This is a genomic window from Martelella endophytica, assembly GCF_000960975.1.
Classification (GTDB): Bacteria; Pseudomonadota; Alphaproteobacteria; order Rhizobiales; family Rhizobiaceae; genus Martelella; species Martelella endophytica.
The window spans coordinates 1,284,373-1,299,340 of record NZ_CP010803.1 but is presented as its reverse complement, the minus strand read 5'-3'; the positions used below and the strand labels follow the sequence as shown (position 1 = coordinate 1,299,340).

Here is a 14,968-nt window from a genome sequence, read left to right as displayed (position 1 = left end):
CTCCTACCACCGTCGCTCGAAGCGACGCCGAAGGATCACGGCCGTCAGGTTCATCAGGATCAGGAACACCAGCAGCACGATGATGGCGGCGGAGGTGCGCTCGACGAAGGCGCGTTCCGCCTCGCCGGCCCACATGTAGATCTGCACCGGCAGCGCGGTTGCCGGATCGAGCGGGGTTGCCGGATAGTCGGCAACGAAGGCGACCATGCCGATCAAGAGCAGCGGCGCGGTCTCGCCGAGCGCGCGGGCAAGGCCGATGATCGTGCCGGTGAGGATGCCGGGCATGGCAAGCGGCAGCACGTGGTGGAACACCGCCTGCATCTTCGAGGCGCCGACGCCGAGTGCCGCCGAACGGATCGAGGGCGGTACCGCCTTCAGCGCCGCGCGGGTGGCGATGATGATCGTCGGCAGCGTCATCAGCGTCAGCACCAGCCCACCGACCAGCGAGGCCGAGCGTGGCAGGCCGAGGAAGCCGATGAAGACGGCAAGGCCGAGTAGGCCGAAGACAATGGAGGGCACCGCCGCCAGATTGTTGATGTTGACCTCGATGACATCCGTCAACCGATTCTTCGGCGCGAATTCCTCCAGATAGATGGCCGAGGCGACGCCGAGCGGCAGCGACAGGACGAGCACGATGCCCATCATGTAGAGCGTGCCGACGAAGGCGACGCCGATGCCGGCCGATTCCGGACGGGAGGAAGCGCCATGGGTGAAGAAGCCGGTGTTGAAGCTCGTCTTCAGCCGGCCATCGGCCTTCAGTTCGTTCATCCAGGCGAGCTGCTGATCGGATACCCTGCGGCTGGTTTCCGGAACCGAAAGATCGATCTGTCCCTTGTTGGCCGAGTCGATATCGGCAGCGGCCAGCAGCCGCACATCCTGCGTCTTGCCGATCACGCCCGGATCCTTCAGCACGACATCGCGCAGTTCGACGCGGGAGCTGCGGGAAATCATCCGCATCGCTTCCCGCATCTCCGCCTTGTTGGCGAGGTCGATGCCGAGCGTCTTCGCCAGCGCGTCCTGCACCAGCAGCGGATAGTTGGCGGTCAGAAGCAGGTTCTGATCCGACCGGCGCTGATTGTCCGGATCGATGACATCGGCGCTGAAGGTGATCGGCAGCGTGATCGTGGTCTGCTGGAAGGCCGTGAAGCCCTTGCCCGCGACCGAATAGAGCAGTGCGACGAGGAAGAACAGGCCGATCGCAATCGCAAGCCTGCCGAAGACGCGAAAGCGTCTTTCAGCGGCATGGCGGCGCTTCAGCCCGCTGCGGCGGCGCTCGGCGAGCTTGGCACGGACTTCCGCGGCATCGTTTCCGGTCGGCAAACTCATTGATACTGCTCCCGGTACTTGCGCACGACGTAGAGCGCGTAAACGTTAAGGCAGAGCGTGATGACGAACAGCGTCAGACCGAGCGCGAAGGCCACCAGCGTCTGCGGCGTGTTGAACTCGAGGTCGCCGGTCAGCTGATTGACGATCTTGACCGTCACCGTCGTCATCGGCTCGAACGGGTTGAGCTGCAGATTGGCGGCCACACCGGCGGCGAGCACGACGATCATGGTCTCACCGATGGCGCGCGAGGCCGTCAAGAGCAGCGCCCCGACAATGCCCGGAAGGGCGGCCGGCATCACCACCCGCTTGATCGTTTCCGACTGCGTGGCACCGAGGCCGAGCGAGCCCTTGCGCAGACTGTCCGGCACGGCGTTGATGATATCATCCGACAGCGACGAAACGAAGGGGATGAGCATGATGCCCATGACGATGCCCGCCGTCAGCACTGACTGCGCCTCGATGAAGTTGCGATAATTGCCCGTCAGAAGATTGTTCAGCTCGGCGGAGAGATCACGCAGAAGCGGACCGACGGTCACCAGCGCGAAGAAGCCGTAGACGATGGTCGGGATGCCGGCCAGCACTTCGAGCAGCGGCTTGGCGATGGCCCTCAGCCGCGAGCTTGCATATTCGGACATGTAGATTGCCGCGTAGAGCCCGATCGGCACCGCCACGGCCATCGCCACCAGCGAGATGTAGATGGTGCCGGCGAGCAGCGGGATCAGGCCGAACTGGCCGGCAGAGCCCGCCTCGCCCGCTGCGGCGAAACGCGGATCCCAGACCGTGCCGAAGAAGAAATCGATCGGCGAGACCTGTGAGAAGAAGCGCAGGGTCTCCGACAGCATCGATAGCACGATGCCGACCGTGGTGATGATCGCGATCGACGAGGCGATCAGAAGCGTGGCCAGCACCACCCGCTCGACGCTGTTGCGCGCCTTGAAGGCGGGACGGACAGCGCGATAGGCAAGCGCAAGCGAGACCAGAGAGACGGCAAGCACGATCGCCGCCATGGCATAGCTGCTCTTCGCCGAAAGCGCGTTCATGCGCTCGGCCGATTGCAGCACGAAGGCCGGTGGATTGGCGGCGAGCGGTATGCCGTTTCTCGCCAGCACCTGACGGAGCTGATCGGTATCGGCGCTGACCTGCGCCCTAGCTTCCGGCGACAGCTGGCGCAGGCCATAGGCAACCGAGGTGACGGTGTTGAAGGTGAGGCTCTGCTGCGACACCGGCTCCAGGCGCACGCTCTCGGGAAAATCCTTGCGGATTTCCGCACCGATGAGGAGCGGGCTCGCAATCATCCAGACCGCCATCACCAGCGCGGCCGGCACGACCGTTACAATCGCCACGAAGCTTGCATGATGGACAGGCCGCGAATTGAGCCGGGTCGAGCCCTGTCGCGCCAGTGCCAGCGCCCGGGCCCTTGCCGCGAAGAAACCGCCTGCGCCGAAAAGGGCGACCAGAGCCACGATGATCAAAAAGACATGCATATGTCCGTTCCAGACCGCCGGTTTGAGCCGGCCATGTTCCGGCGACGCCAATTGCGGCACCGGGTTTCATTTGCCCGGGCGGCGCGCCGCCCGTTGGAATTCACTGCGTCATCGTCACGCCGGCGTCGAAATCGGCGCGGATCTTTGCCCGCTCGGCGCTTGACGACGGCACGAGGCCATATTCGGCAAGCGGCCCGTCGGGGCCAGCCATGTCGTCGGACAGGAAGAAATCGACATATTCCTTCAGCCCGGCGATGACACCGACATGCGGCTTCTTGACGTAGAAATAGAGCGGTCGCGATACCGGATATTCGCCGGAGGCAACCGTTTCAGCCGAGGGCACAACGTCCGAAATCGTCGCGACATTCAGCTTGTCGGCATTGTTTTCGTAGAAGGATAGGCCGAAGACGCCGATGCCGGTGCGGCTTGCGATGACGCGGGCCAGCGTTTCCGAATAGTCGCCGTCGATCGCCGGGGCGCGGCCGTCCTTGCGCACAGCAATGCATTTCTGGCCGCCCTCGACCTTGCCGAAGTTCGACACCAGGAATTCGGCGGCACCGGCGGCCTCGCAGCCGACCTTGAGCACCTTTTCCTCGAATACTTCGCGGGTCCCGTGCTTTTCGCCGGGGATATAGGCGGTGATCTCGACGTCCGGCAGGGAGGGGTCGACTTCCGACCAGCGTCGGTAGGGATTGGCCACGACAACGCCGTCCATCACCAGTTCGGCGGCGAGCGCCTTGTAGAGCTCAAGCGGGGTCAGGTCGATCTCGGGCATGGAGGCGTCGGTGGCGAAGACGATGCCATCGTAGCCGAACGGGATTTCGAAAATGCCGCTGACGCCGTTTTCGACGCAGTTCTCGATCTCGCCTCCACGGATCGGACGCGAGGCATTGGCAATGTCGATCGTGCGCGGCCCGACACCGCGGCAGAATTCCTTCAGGCCCGCCGAGGAGCCGCCCGATTCGACCACCGGCGTCTTGTAGTTCGGATAGATTTCTCCGAAGGTCTCGGCGACGATCTTGGCATAGGGCAGCACGGTGGAGGAACCGGCAATCTGGATCTGGTCGCGCGCAAGCGACGGCACCGCACCGAGGAGGACGGTGAGAAGGGTCGCTGCTGAAAGGCTGAAGAGCTTCATGGCGCATTGCCTCGGGTTTGCATTTGGACCGTGGAGCCGGGTGCCGCGGTCGCCCCGGTTTTATGTCATTTTTGCAAAGGTTTTATGACAGACTAAACCCTTGATTCAAAAAGCATTAAAGTCAGGCCTCCGAGATCCTCTCGGAAATGGCCTAGAACCGGACGGTAAAGGTCGTGCCCTTTCCCACCTCGGATTTGACGATCAGCCGGGCCCGGTGGCGGGTCAGGATATGCTTGACGATGGCAAGGCCAAGGCCGGTGCCCTTTTTCGAGCGGCTGTCGGCGACGGAGACGCGGTAGAAGCGTTCGGTCAGGCGCGGCACATGCTCCGCCGGAATGCCCGGACCGTGGTCAACGACGGAAACTTCCGCGCCCCTTGGCGCGACCGGCTTCAGCCAGACATCGACGACCTTGCCCTCGGCGCCATATTTGCAGGCATTCTCGATAAGGTTCTCGAAGACCTCGACGAGCTCGTCATGATCGCCGATCACGTCCACCGGTTCCTGCGGCAGGTGCAGTTCGATTGAAACGTCGAGATCGCCGGCGAGCGGCAGCAGGCTGTCGCGAACATGCTCGAGAAGCGGGCCGAGCGACACGGTCTGGTCGGGCGGCAGATGGGCGCGCACCTCCAGCCTGGACAGCGACATCAGGTCGTCGACAAGCCGGCTCATCCGCGTCGCCTGATCGAGCATGATCGGCAGGAAACGCTCCTGCGCCTTGGTGTCGTTCTTCGCCGGCCCCTGCAGCGTCTCGATATAGCCGCGCAACGAGGCGAGCGGCGTGCGCAGCTCGTGGCTGGCATTGGCCACGAAATCGGAACGCATGCGATCGATGCGCCGGCCTTCCGAAACATCGCGGAAGACCAGCATGAACACCGGCCGTTCACCTTCGGCGGTCGCGACCGGCGCGGAGCGCACGTGATAGACGCGCTCCGACGGCAGCCGCTCGGAATATTCGATCTGGTTGGCGCGTCCGCTCGAAAGCGTGTCGCGGACGATGTCAAGCACGCCGGGGGCCCGCATCCGCGCCGAGATATGCGAGCCGACCGGAAAGGCGCCAAAGGTCACGCCGGCCGATCTGTTCTGAAACAGCACCGCCCCATCCGGTCCGAGCAGATAGATGCCGAGATCGATTTCGTCGAGAAACCGGGTCAGCTCGCCGAAACTCTGAACGCTGTCGCCCTCCTCCGCCGCCGGCCCGGCATCGGCCGGTCGCTCGACCACAGGCCCGGCACCGGCAAGCGCGGCCAGCACGATCACCGCCCAGCCAAGAGCGATCACGGAGGGTTCGGCGATTTCGAAAAGGGTGGCAAAGAGCGCCACCAGCGTCGCGGCAAACAGCACGATGCGCGCCGCCGCCGCGCGCGCCGCCAGATTGCCTGCCACCTGTCCGAACCGGTTCAACCGCTGCTCCTTATGCCCTGGAATCTGCTCGATACACCGGTTTTATGACAGCCATATTCGCCTGATGGCAAATCCCCCGATATCGTGCACTCAATTCGCAGCGCTGGCACGGATGGCGAAGATATCGAGCGGTTCGCCGCCACCATTGAGGTCACCGGAAATCATCAGCCGCGTTGGCAGATCGCCGCCGTTCGGCGTCAGCCGGATCACGAAATCCTCCCGGTGCGCCGGCGCGGTGAAGCGATGGCGCTGACAGCCGTCGATGGTTCCGTCGGCGCAATAGATGCCGACGGGCTGGCCGCCGCCCTCGGGCGCGAGCACCGTCGCCTCGATCAGCACCGGCCCGCTCTGCAAAAGCTCGATGACCGCAGGCGGCAGAGTGACCGTTGCCGCGCCGGCATCGCCCGTGGCGGTCGAGGTCAGGGTGACGGCCGGAACGCCGTCGAGCGTGACATTCTGAAGGTTTGCGGCGCTGCCCGCGGTCAGGCCGGCCGCCGAGCCGGGCGTGAAGATCGGCGTCCAGGTCGACGAGCCTTCGAAATCCTCGGCCTCGATCCGCACCGGCGGGTTCGGAACGGCGGTATCGCGCGATTCCGGATCGAGCGTGAAATCGGACCGCAGCACCCACCACACGCCGAACAGCAGGAAGGCCATCAGGATCAGGATCATGAACAGCGTGGCGAACACACCGCGCCGTTTCGGCTTCTCGCCGGGCGCAGCCTTCGCCTTCCTGCCCTTCTTCGGTTTCTTCGCCTTGCGGGGCTCCGAGCGTATGGCATGGCCGGCCGGGGCGCGGGCATCGTCGTCAACCGTGATGTCGTCGAAAGCACCGCGCCGGGAGGAAAGGTGGCCGGTCTCGATCGCGTCAGCGGCAAAGGCGTCATCGGCAAGGCCCGGCGACTGCCGCTCCGGCTCCGGAGCGAAGCCGGTCTCGGTGAAACCGCGCATGTCTGGATCGGCGCTGGAAAGTTCCGGCAGGACCACGAAATCGGCGCCGGGGCCGGTGGCGATGAGGCCGTCGTCATCGTCAAGAACCGGCTCGTCGAGCGTCGGGCCATCAATGGTCGGCGTATCGATGGTCGGTCCATTCGGGGTGGGCTTATCCGGAACCCGTCCGACGGCGAAGGGATCATCGAAGACCGGTGGGCGCGGCTTGCGGGCCTCGCGCGCCTGGCGGACAGCCTCGGCCTCTTCACGCTCGATCGTGGTGATGATGTCGTCGAGGCGGCGGCGCTGGCGGGCGATCACCTTCGGATCGGTGACGTTCTGCTTGGCAAGCCCGCCTTCCAGCGCCTGGCGTGCCGACTGATAGATGCGCGCGCGCTGATTGGCGTCCTCGCGGTCGGCGTTCTCAAGCGCCTTTCTGATGGCCTGTTCCAATCCGCTCACGATCTCGTCCCGTCCTGATACATTTTTTACCGAGGCATAACGCTATTGAAGGGTTTCAGTCTCCATATCAAGGCAAAATAGTTGTTTGGCCTTACCCAGCGCAGGTGCTCGCAGGGCGGCGAGGCCATTGCAAAGACCTGCAAAAAATGCCTCCCTTGACGACAACCGAAGCAAACGGGAAAACCGAGTTGGCGCAAAGATTCCGCCTTGATGATCTGATGCAGATGGCCCGCGAAGAGGGCCGGATTGTGGCTGAGGACGCGGCCGCCCGGCTTGGCGTCACGGTGCAGACGATCCGGCGCGACCTTCTGAAGCTTGCCGAGACAGGCCGGCTGACGCGCGTTCATGGCGGCGCGGTGCTGCCGTCCGGCACCGCCAATATCGGCTATGACGACCGCCGCGGCCTGCTGTCGGCGGAGAAGGCGGCCATCGCCGCTGCCTGCGCCGCGGCAATCCCCGACAATGCGGCGATCTTCATGAATATCGGCACGACGACCGAAGCCGTGGCCCGGGCACTGCTCGGCCACAAGAACATTCTCGTCGTCACCAACAACATGAACGTCGCCAATATCCTGGTCGCCAATCCGGATTGCGAGATCGTCGTCGCCGGCGGCCAACTGCGGCGCACCGATGGCGGGCTCGTCGGCGCGCTGGCAAACAGGATCGTCGAACAGTTCAAGTTCGATTTCGCCGTGATCGGCTGCTCGGCGATCGATGCCGATGGCGACCTGCTCGATTTCGACATCATGGAGGTGGGCGTCAGCCAGACGGCGCTGACCCGCACCCGCAAGACGCTGCTCGTGGCCGACCACTCGAAATTCGCCCGCTCGGCCCCCGCCCGCATCGCCTCGCTCGCCGACATCGACAGCTTTTTCACCGACGCACCGCTGGCTCCGGCGCTTTCGGCCAAATGCCGAACCTGGAAGACCGATGTCGTGGTCGCTGGCGCTGGCGAAGCTGGAAAGCCTGGCGATGGGGCTGCAAGTAATTAGCCGAACCTTGGATCGACCGGCTCGCCGCAACGCAAAGGGCATGCTGGCGGAGGGAAGGCGCGCGGACAAATAGCGCCCCCTGAAAAGCAAACGGCCCGCGCTGGGCGGGCCGTTCTGTCAGAGCCTATTGCTGGCCCTGCACGATGATCTCGCCGGTGACGCCGGCGTCGCGGAGCTGCTGGGCGATCTCCGGCGTGGCGCAGACGATGGTGCCGTCGTCCATGATGGTGTAGCCGCTTTCCGGCAGGGGCATCATGTACTCGTTCATGTTGTGCATGACCCAGAGCGAGCCGGCGAGCACGATCAGCAGCAGGATGAGGGCGAGCAGCGCGGAGGCCATCGTCCAACCCTGTTCCTGGTGGCTCGAAAGCAGCAGGAAATATTTCAGGTGCACGAGGATCTGCGCCGCGGCACAGATCATCACCACGGCCAGCACGAAGATCTTGCTGGAAATCACATCCGCCATCACCAGCCCGAACGGGATGATGGTGAGGATGATGGCGAGCACGAAGCCCGTCATTAGCGACTTGAAGCTGCCGTGACCGTGGCTTTCGGCATGGGCGGTATGTTCGTGGGCTGTGCTCATAGAACAACTCCCGTGAGATAGACAAGCGAGAACACGCCGATCCAGACCAGGTCAAGGAAGTGCCAGAACATCGACAGCGTCGTTGTCCGGCGGCGCATGGCTTCGTTGAGGCCGTACTTGGAGATCTGCACGAGCAGGACGATCAGCCAGATCGTGCCGAAGGTGACGTGCAGGCCGTGGGTGCCGACCAGTGTGAAATAGGCCGACAGGAAGGCCGAACGGTCCGGCGTCGCGCCGATCTCGATGAAGTGATGAAATTCGTAGAGTTCCATCGCCAGGAAGCCGATGGCGAAGAGACCGGCAACCACCAGCCACTTCATCACGCCTGCCTTGTCGCCCTTGTCCATCCGCAGCATGCCCATGCCGAAGGTGACCGAGGAAAACAGCAGCAGCGCGGTTTCGATCAGCGCGAAGTCGAGCTCGAACAGGTTGGCCGGGGCCGGCCCGCCCGCATAGGAGCGGCCGAGCACGGCATAGGTTGCGAACAGCGTGCCGAAGATCAGGCAGTCGCTCATCAGATAGATCCAGAAGCCAAGCGGCGTCGGGCTGTCGTGATGGGCGTGTTCTTCGTGATGCGTTTCGCCCGTCATATCAGCGGTCGTCATGCATAAGCCTCCTTGGCCTTTTCCTGGTCGCTGGCGACCTGTTCAGCCGGGATGTAGTAGTCACGGTCCATATCGAAGGTGTGGTAGATGATCGAGCCGACCGCGAGGACGAAGCTCAGAACCACCAGCCACCACATGTGCCAGACCAGCGCGAAACCGAGCACAAGCGCCAGGAAGGCTGGGACGATACCGGCCCAGGTGTTCTTCGGCATGTGGATCGGCTGATAGTCGGTCGACCACTTGAAGCCTTCCTTCTTCATCCGCCACCACGCGTCACGACCGGTTACGACGATGTCCTGCGGGAAGTTGTAGGGCGCCACCGGCGAGGTCGTGGCCCATTCCAGCGTGCGGGCATTCCACGGATCGGGACCGCATTTCAGCTTGTCGCGGTTCTTGATGGTGACGACGAGCTGGATGACGGTGCAGGCGATGCCGGCGCCGATCAGCAGCATGCCGAAGCAGGCGATGACGAAGTAGATCTGCCAGCCGGTGTCGGTGTAGCTCTGCAGGCGACGGGTCACGCCCATCAGGCCAAGCACGTAGAGCGGCATGAAGGCAAAGTAGAAGCCGATGCACCAGAACCAGAACGAACGGCGGCCCCAGGTATCATCGAGCTTGAAGCCGAACACCTTAGGCCACCAGTACTGGTAGCCCGCCATCAGGCCGAACACCACGCCGCCAATGATGACGTTGTGGAAGTGGGCGACCAGGAACAGCGAGTTGTGCAGCTGGAAGTCCGCCGGCGGAACCGCGAGCATGACACCGGTCATGCCGCCGATGGTGAAGGTGATCAGGAAGCCCACCGTCCAGTACATCGGCGTTTCGAAGCGAATACGGCCGCGATACATCGTGAACAGCCAGTTGAAGATCTTCGCACCCGTCGGGATCGCGATGATCATCGTCGAGATGCCGAAGAAGGTGTTCACGCTGGCGCCGGAGCCCATGGTGAAGAAGTGGTGCAGCCACACGATGAAGGACAGCACCATGATGCAGGCCGTGGCGTAGACCATCGAGCGATAGCCGAACAGCGGCTTGCCGGAGAAGGTCGACACGACTTCCGAGAAGATGCCGAAGCAGGGCAGGATCAGGATGTAGACTTCCGGGTGACCCCAGATCCAGATCAGGTTCACATACATCATGGGGTTGCCGCCCATGTCGTTGGTGAAGAAGTGCATGCCGAAATAGCGGTCAAGCGCCAGCATGGCGAGCGTTGCCGTCAGCACCGGGAAGGCTGCGACGATCAGCACGTTGGCGCAGAGCGTCGTCCAGGTGAACACGGGCATGCGCATCATGGTCATGCCCGGCGCGCGCATCTTCAGGATCGTGGCGATCATGTTGACGCCGGACAGCGTCGTCCCGATACCCGCGATCTGCAATGACCATATGTAATAGTCGACGCCCACATCGGGCGAGTATGCGATTCCCGAAAGCGGCGGCATGGCAAGCCAGCCGGTGCGGCCCAGAAGGCCGATGAACAGCGACACGTTGAGCAGGATGGCGCCCGAGACGGTCATCCAGAACGAGAAGTTGTTCAACCACGGGAAGGCAACGTCACGCGCGCCGATCTGCAGCGGCATCGCGATATTCATCACGCCGACCAGGAAGGCCATGGCGAAGAAGAAGATCATGACCGTGCCGTGGGCGGTGAAGATCTGGTCGAAGTGGTGCGGCGGCAGATAGCCCTGGGCGCCACCGGCGGCAAGCGCCTGCTGGGTGCGCATCATGAAGGCATCGGTAAAGCCGCGGAACAGCATGACAAGCGCCAGCACGATGTACATCACGCCGATCTTCTTGTGGTCGACCGAGGTGAACCACTCGTTCCAGAGATAGGCCCACTTGCGATGGTAGGTGATCAGGCCGAACACGGTCAGGCCGGCGAGCACAACCGCGGCGAAGGTGACGTCAAGGATCAGCACATCATAGGGGATGTCGGACCATGTTAGCCGTCCGAAGATGAAGTTCCAGAAATCAGATCTCATTACTGCCTCGCCGTTTCGGAAGCGGTCGACACACCGCCATCAAGGTTCATCACGGTCTGGTCGGGATTCTTGACGTTGACCGGGCCCTTGCGGGGTTCGTCGGGATTGGCGTGAATCTCGCCTTCGAATTCATGCTGGTCGAAACCTTCGCCAGGGGCGAATTCGTCATAGACGTAGTTCTTCTTGGTCTCGATGCCCTTCAGGCCGCCGCCGCCCATCATGTCCTGCATCATCATGTCGCCGATGCAGACCTTGCCAGGCTCGACGCAGAGACCGACGACCTTGTCGAACAGGTTTTCGGCAACGCCGTTGTAATAGTACACGCCATCGGCGGCCGACGGCTTGTCGAGCGTCTGATAGGCATCGACGGACAGTTCGGTACCGGACGACTTGGCGTTATCGACCCATTTGGTGAACTCGTCTTCCGACACCGCGTAGGTCTCGAAGTCCATGTGGGCGTAGCCGGGGCCGGAATAATTGGCGGAGCGACCGTAGTATTTGCCGGCGTCATCGGCCACCAGATGCAGCTTCGTCTCCATGCCGGCCATGGTGTAGATCATGCCGGCGAGCGCGGGCACCGAGAAGGTGTTCATCACCGAGCTCGAGGTCAACCGCAGGTTGACCGGACGATCGGTCGGCAGCACCAGCTCGTTGACGACCGCAATGTTCTGTTCGGGATAGATGAACAGCCATTTCCAGTCCATCGACACCACATCGATCTCAAGCGGCTCGGCGGCGATATGGTCGAGCGGCTTATAGGGATCGAGCTTGTGGGTGTAGATTGCCGTGACCGCGCCGAGCGCGATGACGATCATCACCGGTACGCCCCAGATGAACGCCTCGAACAGCGAGGAATGCTCGAATTCGGGATCGTAATCATCCGTGGCCTTGCGCGAATCGCGGTAGCGCCAGGGGATGTAGACCGCCATGACCAGCACCGGAACGATGATGATCAGCATCAGCAGGGTGGAGATGACCAGAAGGTCACGTTCCTGATTGGCAACCCAGCCTGCCGGGTCGAGAAGGATGAGCTGACAGCCCGAAAGCATCAGCACGAACGGCAGCAGAAGCGCCGGTTTCAAGAGCTTGAGAAGGTTCACTATCGTTTTCATTCTCTGCCGTGACGCCCGGACCGCGCGGATGAACCGGGACTGGTTTGTCGATGACTGTCCGGCGCCTTCGGGCCCGCGGCGGCCGTCTGTAGACGCTGGTATTCCGGTTGTACCGGCGAAATGTGTTCGCCGTTTTGCAGAAGCCGGCAGGTGCCAGGCTTCGGCTTTCCGGTCAATTCCGGAAGGTTCCGGAACGATGCCGGTCTCTAGATACGCCGGAATCGCGCGGCCGGACCAAGGGCGCGGCTCGCACATGGCGGGTCTAATATCGCAAAATTGCCAAAAATAAACTGCCTCCGACCTGTGGCATTTTGGCACAAGGCCTCAATTCCGTCACCTCACCGACGACTTTTTCGCCGGCGCTGCGTGAAAATTGCCACTTTTTCGCCAATCCGTCGGTCTTCGCCGACGTTTCCGTGACGCCGCTGCCCCTTCTCGAAAAACTTCCAAAACGCAAGTTCGGCCGTCGCGTCGGAACCTTATCGGCGTCGTCATCATTCCTATGGGACACCGTTTCACGATTGGCAGTTGCAAGCGGCCTCCCTTCTATGCGACAATCTGCCACATGCGACAAAATGCGCACCGTTTCGCGCAGCGTCCGTTTCGAGGAGGAAACGATATGACAGGCCTTTTCTTTTTCCCGTATGCGACAAGCGCCATCGGCGTTCTGCTCGGGGTCTACCTCACTCGCGAAAAGCGTGAATACGACCGCATGGACTATTTCCTGCGCGCCTGCTTCATTTTCGTGATCAATCTGGTGATTTCCTATCTGCTCGAATTCGCCTTCCCGCGCGAGGCCGGAACCGGCATTGCGCTGTCGACGGCCTATTACATGGGCCTTTCGATCTATGCGGTCGTGCCGGGCCTCGCCTTCGGCCGGTTCACCGCCTTCCGCGCCCGCAACATGGGCCACGACAAGTCGGTCGCCTACTGGAGCGCCATCCCCTTCGTGTTCCTGTATTTCATGCTGGTGGCGCACAAGCACCACAACACGCCGGCCAGGCCGACCCACGCCTGAGCCAAATGAACGAGGAGGCGGGGCCGCGTGCTTCAGGGCACGCGGCTTTCGTTTGTCCCGACCGTGGTTTCCCTTGCCGCCCTGCTTTCGGCGGTTGATTTTCGCGCCCGCGACGCTTTGAATGACATGAAAACGGAATACGTTTCCGGCAACCAGTTACCGAATCGCATTCAATCGTTTTAAGAAGCGGTTATGATCGCGCCATCCATGACATTGCAGGGAGCCCCCACATGAACGCCCTTCTCAAAAGCCTGACCGAGGCGGCCAAGAATTCCGCCGCCACCGATCTGCGCGCCGCCTTTGCCGCCGATCCCGACCGGTTTGCGAAGTTCAGCATCAGCTTCGAAGATCTGCTGATGGATTTCTCGAAGACCGCGATCAATGACGAGATCCTTTCGTTGCTGGTGAAACTTGCAGCCGAGACCGGCGTCGAGGACAAGCGCGCGGCCATGTTCTCCGGCGAGAAGATCAACATCACCGAAGACCGCGCCGTGCTGCACACGGCACTGCGCAACCGGTCGAACACACCGGTGATGGTCGATGGCGCCGATGTGATGCCGGACGTCAATGCCGTGCTTGCCGCCATGGGCACCTTTGCCGAAGGCATCCGCTCGGGCACCATCAAGGGCGCGACCGGCAAGGCCTTCACCGACGTCGTCAATATCGGTATCGGCGGCTCGGATCTCGGTCCGGCGATGACGACGCTGGCGCTGGCCCCCTTCCATGACGGCCCGAAGCTTCATTATGTCTCCAATGTTGACGGCGCCCATATCGCCGACACCATCAAGGACCTCGATCCGGCGACGACGCTGTTCATCGTCGCCTCGAAGACCTTCACCACCATCGAGACGATGACCAACGCCAAGACCGCACGCACGTTCATTGCAGATGCGCTTGGCGAGGAGGCCGTCGGCCACCATTTCTGCGCGGTTTCGACGGCGCTCGACAAGGTCGCCGCCTTCGGCATCGAGGAAGAGCGCGTCTTTGGCTTCTGGGACTGGGTCGGCGGACGCTACTCGATCTGGTCGGCGATCGGCCTGCCGCTGATGATCGCCATCGGCGCCGACGACTTCGGCCGCTTCCTCGACGGCGCCCATGCGATGGACAATCATTTCCGCGAGGCGCCGGTGACCGGGAACCTGCCCTTCATGCTCGGCCTTCTCGGCTATTACCAGCGGGTGGTACTGGGTTATCCCTCCCGCGCGGTCATTCCCTATGACCAGCGCATGTCGCGCTTTGCCGCCTACCTGCAGCAGCTCGACATGGAGAGCAACGGCAAGTCGGTGACGATCGAATCCGAAGACGTCACCACGCCGACCGGCCCGATCGTGTGGGGCGAGCCCGGCACCAACGGCCAGCATGCCTTCTTCCAGCTCCTGCACCAGGGCACCAACATCATTCCGATCGAGTTCATGATCGCCGCCAATGGCTTCGAGCCGGAGCTGCGCCACCAGCACCAGCTGCTGATGGCAAACTGCCTCGCCCAGTCCGAAGCGCTGATGAAAGGCCGCACGCTCGACGAGGCGAAGGCCCAGCTTCTGGCCAAGGGTGCCGACGAGGCGACCGCCGCCAAGATCGGCCCGCACCGGGTGTTTTCCGGCAACCGCCCGTCGATCACCTTCGTCTATGACAGCCTGACGCCCTACGCGCTCGGCCGCATGATCGCGCTCTATGAGCACCGCGTCTTCGTCGAGGGCGTGCTGTTCGGCATCAACTCCTTCGACCAGTGGGGCGTCGAGCTTGGCAAGGAACTCGCCACCGGCCTGCTGCCGGTCGTCTCCGGCAAGGAGAGCGCGGATGGCCATGATTCTTCGACGGCAGGCCTGGTTTCCGTCCTGCTGAAGGCTGCGAAGTAAGGCCCGTAAAGCCCTCCCCGCATCCCGGCAATCGGTCGGGATGCGTGTCCTGACCGGGCGATGGTCAGACGCGTCCTTCCG

At 62.7% G+C, this 14,968-nt stretch carries 13 protein-coding genes; 4 read left to right on the top strand and 9 right to left on the bottom strand.

All coding sequences use genetic code 11. From position 1 onward, the window contains the following. Window positions 1–3: 3 nt before the first annotated feature. The 5 genes from pstA to TM49_RS05900 all read right to left on the bottom strand — a co-directional run bounded on the left by pstA (window position 4) and on the right by TM49_RS05900 (window position 6,739). Window positions 4–1,326 (bottom strand): phosphate ABC transporter permease PstA, encoded by a 1,323-nt coding sequence (gene pstA, locus TM49_RS05920; RefSeq protein WP_045679946.1) that lies wholly within the window; start codon window positions 1,324–1,326, stop codon window positions 4–6. After that, window positions 1,323–2,810 (bottom strand): phosphate ABC transporter permease subunit PstC, encoded by a 1,488-nt coding sequence (gene pstC, locus TM49_RS05915; RefSeq protein ID WP_045679945.1) that lies wholly within the window; start codon window positions 2,808–2,810, stop codon window positions 1,323–1,325. The genes pstA and pstC overlap by 4 nt, the downstream gene beginning before the upstream one ends. 100 nt (window positions 2,811–2,910) lie before the next feature. Further along, window positions 2,911–3,948: a PstS family phosphate ABC transporter substrate-binding protein gene (locus tag TM49_RS05910; protein ID WP_045679944.1), complete on the bottom strand. Its 1,038-nt coding sequence runs from the start codon at window positions 3,946–3,948 to the stop codon at window positions 2,911–2,913. A gap of 151 nt (window positions 3,949–4,099) precedes the next feature. After that, window positions 4,100–5,350, bottom strand: a complete 1,251-nt coding sequence (gene phoR, locus TM49_RS05905; RefSeq protein ID WP_244464806.1) for a phosphate regulon sensor histidine kinase PhoR — start codon at window positions 5,348–5,350, stop codon at window positions 4,100–4,102. Between the two features lie 90 nt (window positions 5,351–5,440). Further along, window positions 5,441–6,739, bottom strand: a complete 1,299-nt coding sequence (locus tag TM49_RS05900) for a hypothetical protein (RefSeq protein WP_144409486.1) — start codon at window positions 6,737–6,739, stop codon at window positions 5,441–5,443. A 188-nt stretch (window positions 6,740–6,927) separates the two neighbouring features. Here TM49_RS05900 and TM49_RS05895 point away from each other — a divergent pair, with 188 nt between their 5' ends. Next, on the top strand, window positions 6,928–7,731 hold the full coding sequence (locus TM49_RS05895) for a DeoR/GlpR family DNA-binding transcription regulator (RefSeq protein ID WP_045684841.1): 804 nt from the start codon (window positions 6,928–6,930) through the stop codon (window positions 7,729–7,731). Window positions 7,732–7,855: 124 nt separating this feature from the next. Here the strand turns inward: TM49_RS05895 and cyoD are convergent, their stop codons facing one another. From cyoD to cyoA, 4 genes are read right to left on the bottom strand one after another with little or no spacing between them, the layout of a single operon-like run. Beyond that, window positions 7,856–8,317 carry a cytochrome o ubiquinol oxidase subunit IV gene (gene cyoD, locus TM49_RS05890; protein WP_082074632.1) on the bottom strand — a complete coding sequence of 154 codons (462 nt, stop codon included), beginning with the start codon at window positions 8,315–8,317 and terminating at the stop codon, window positions 7,856–7,858. Continuing rightward, a complete protein-coding gene (gene cyoC, locus TM49_RS05885; protein ID WP_045679942.1) occupies window positions 8,314–8,922 on the bottom strand; it encodes a cytochrome o ubiquinol oxidase subunit III in 609 nt (202 codons plus the stop codon). The genes cyoD and cyoC overlap by 4 nt, the downstream gene beginning before the upstream one ends. Beyond that, entirely contained in the window at window positions 8,919–10,901 is a 1,983-nt protein-coding gene (gene cyoB, locus TM49_RS05880; protein ID WP_045679941.1) for a cytochrome o ubiquinol oxidase subunit I, read from the bottom strand. The genes cyoC and cyoB overlap by 4 nt, the downstream gene beginning before the upstream one ends. Beyond that, a complete protein-coding gene (gene cyoA, locus TM49_RS05875) occupies window positions 10,901–12,001 on the bottom strand; it encodes a ubiquinol oxidase subunit II (protein ID WP_244464805.1) in 1,101 nt (366 codons plus the stop codon). The genes cyoB and cyoA overlap by 1 nt, the downstream gene beginning before the upstream one ends. A 631-nt stretch (window positions 12,002–12,632) precedes the next feature. Between cyoA and TM49_RS05870 the strand changes: the two genes are divergently transcribed. The 3 genes from TM49_RS05870 to pgi are packed head-to-tail and all read left to right on the top strand — an operon-like array spanning window position 12,633 to window position 14,887. Then, entirely contained in the window at window positions 12,633–13,031 is a 399-nt protein-coding gene (locus TM49_RS05870; protein ID WP_045679939.1) for a hypothetical protein, read from the top strand. A gap of 27 nt (window positions 13,032–13,058) precedes the next feature. Continuing rightward, entirely contained in the window at window positions 13,059–13,214 is a 156-nt protein-coding gene (locus TM49_RS23605) for a hypothetical protein (RefSeq protein ID WP_158498608.1), read from the top strand. Between the two features lie 47 nt (window positions 13,215–13,261). Further along, complete coding sequence (pgi, locus tag TM49_RS05865) at window positions 13,262–14,887, top strand: glucose-6-phosphate isomerase (RefSeq protein ID WP_045679938.1); 1,626 nt, start codon at window positions 13,262–13,264, stop codon at window positions 14,885–14,887. Window positions 14,888–14,968: the final 81 nt, after the last annotated feature.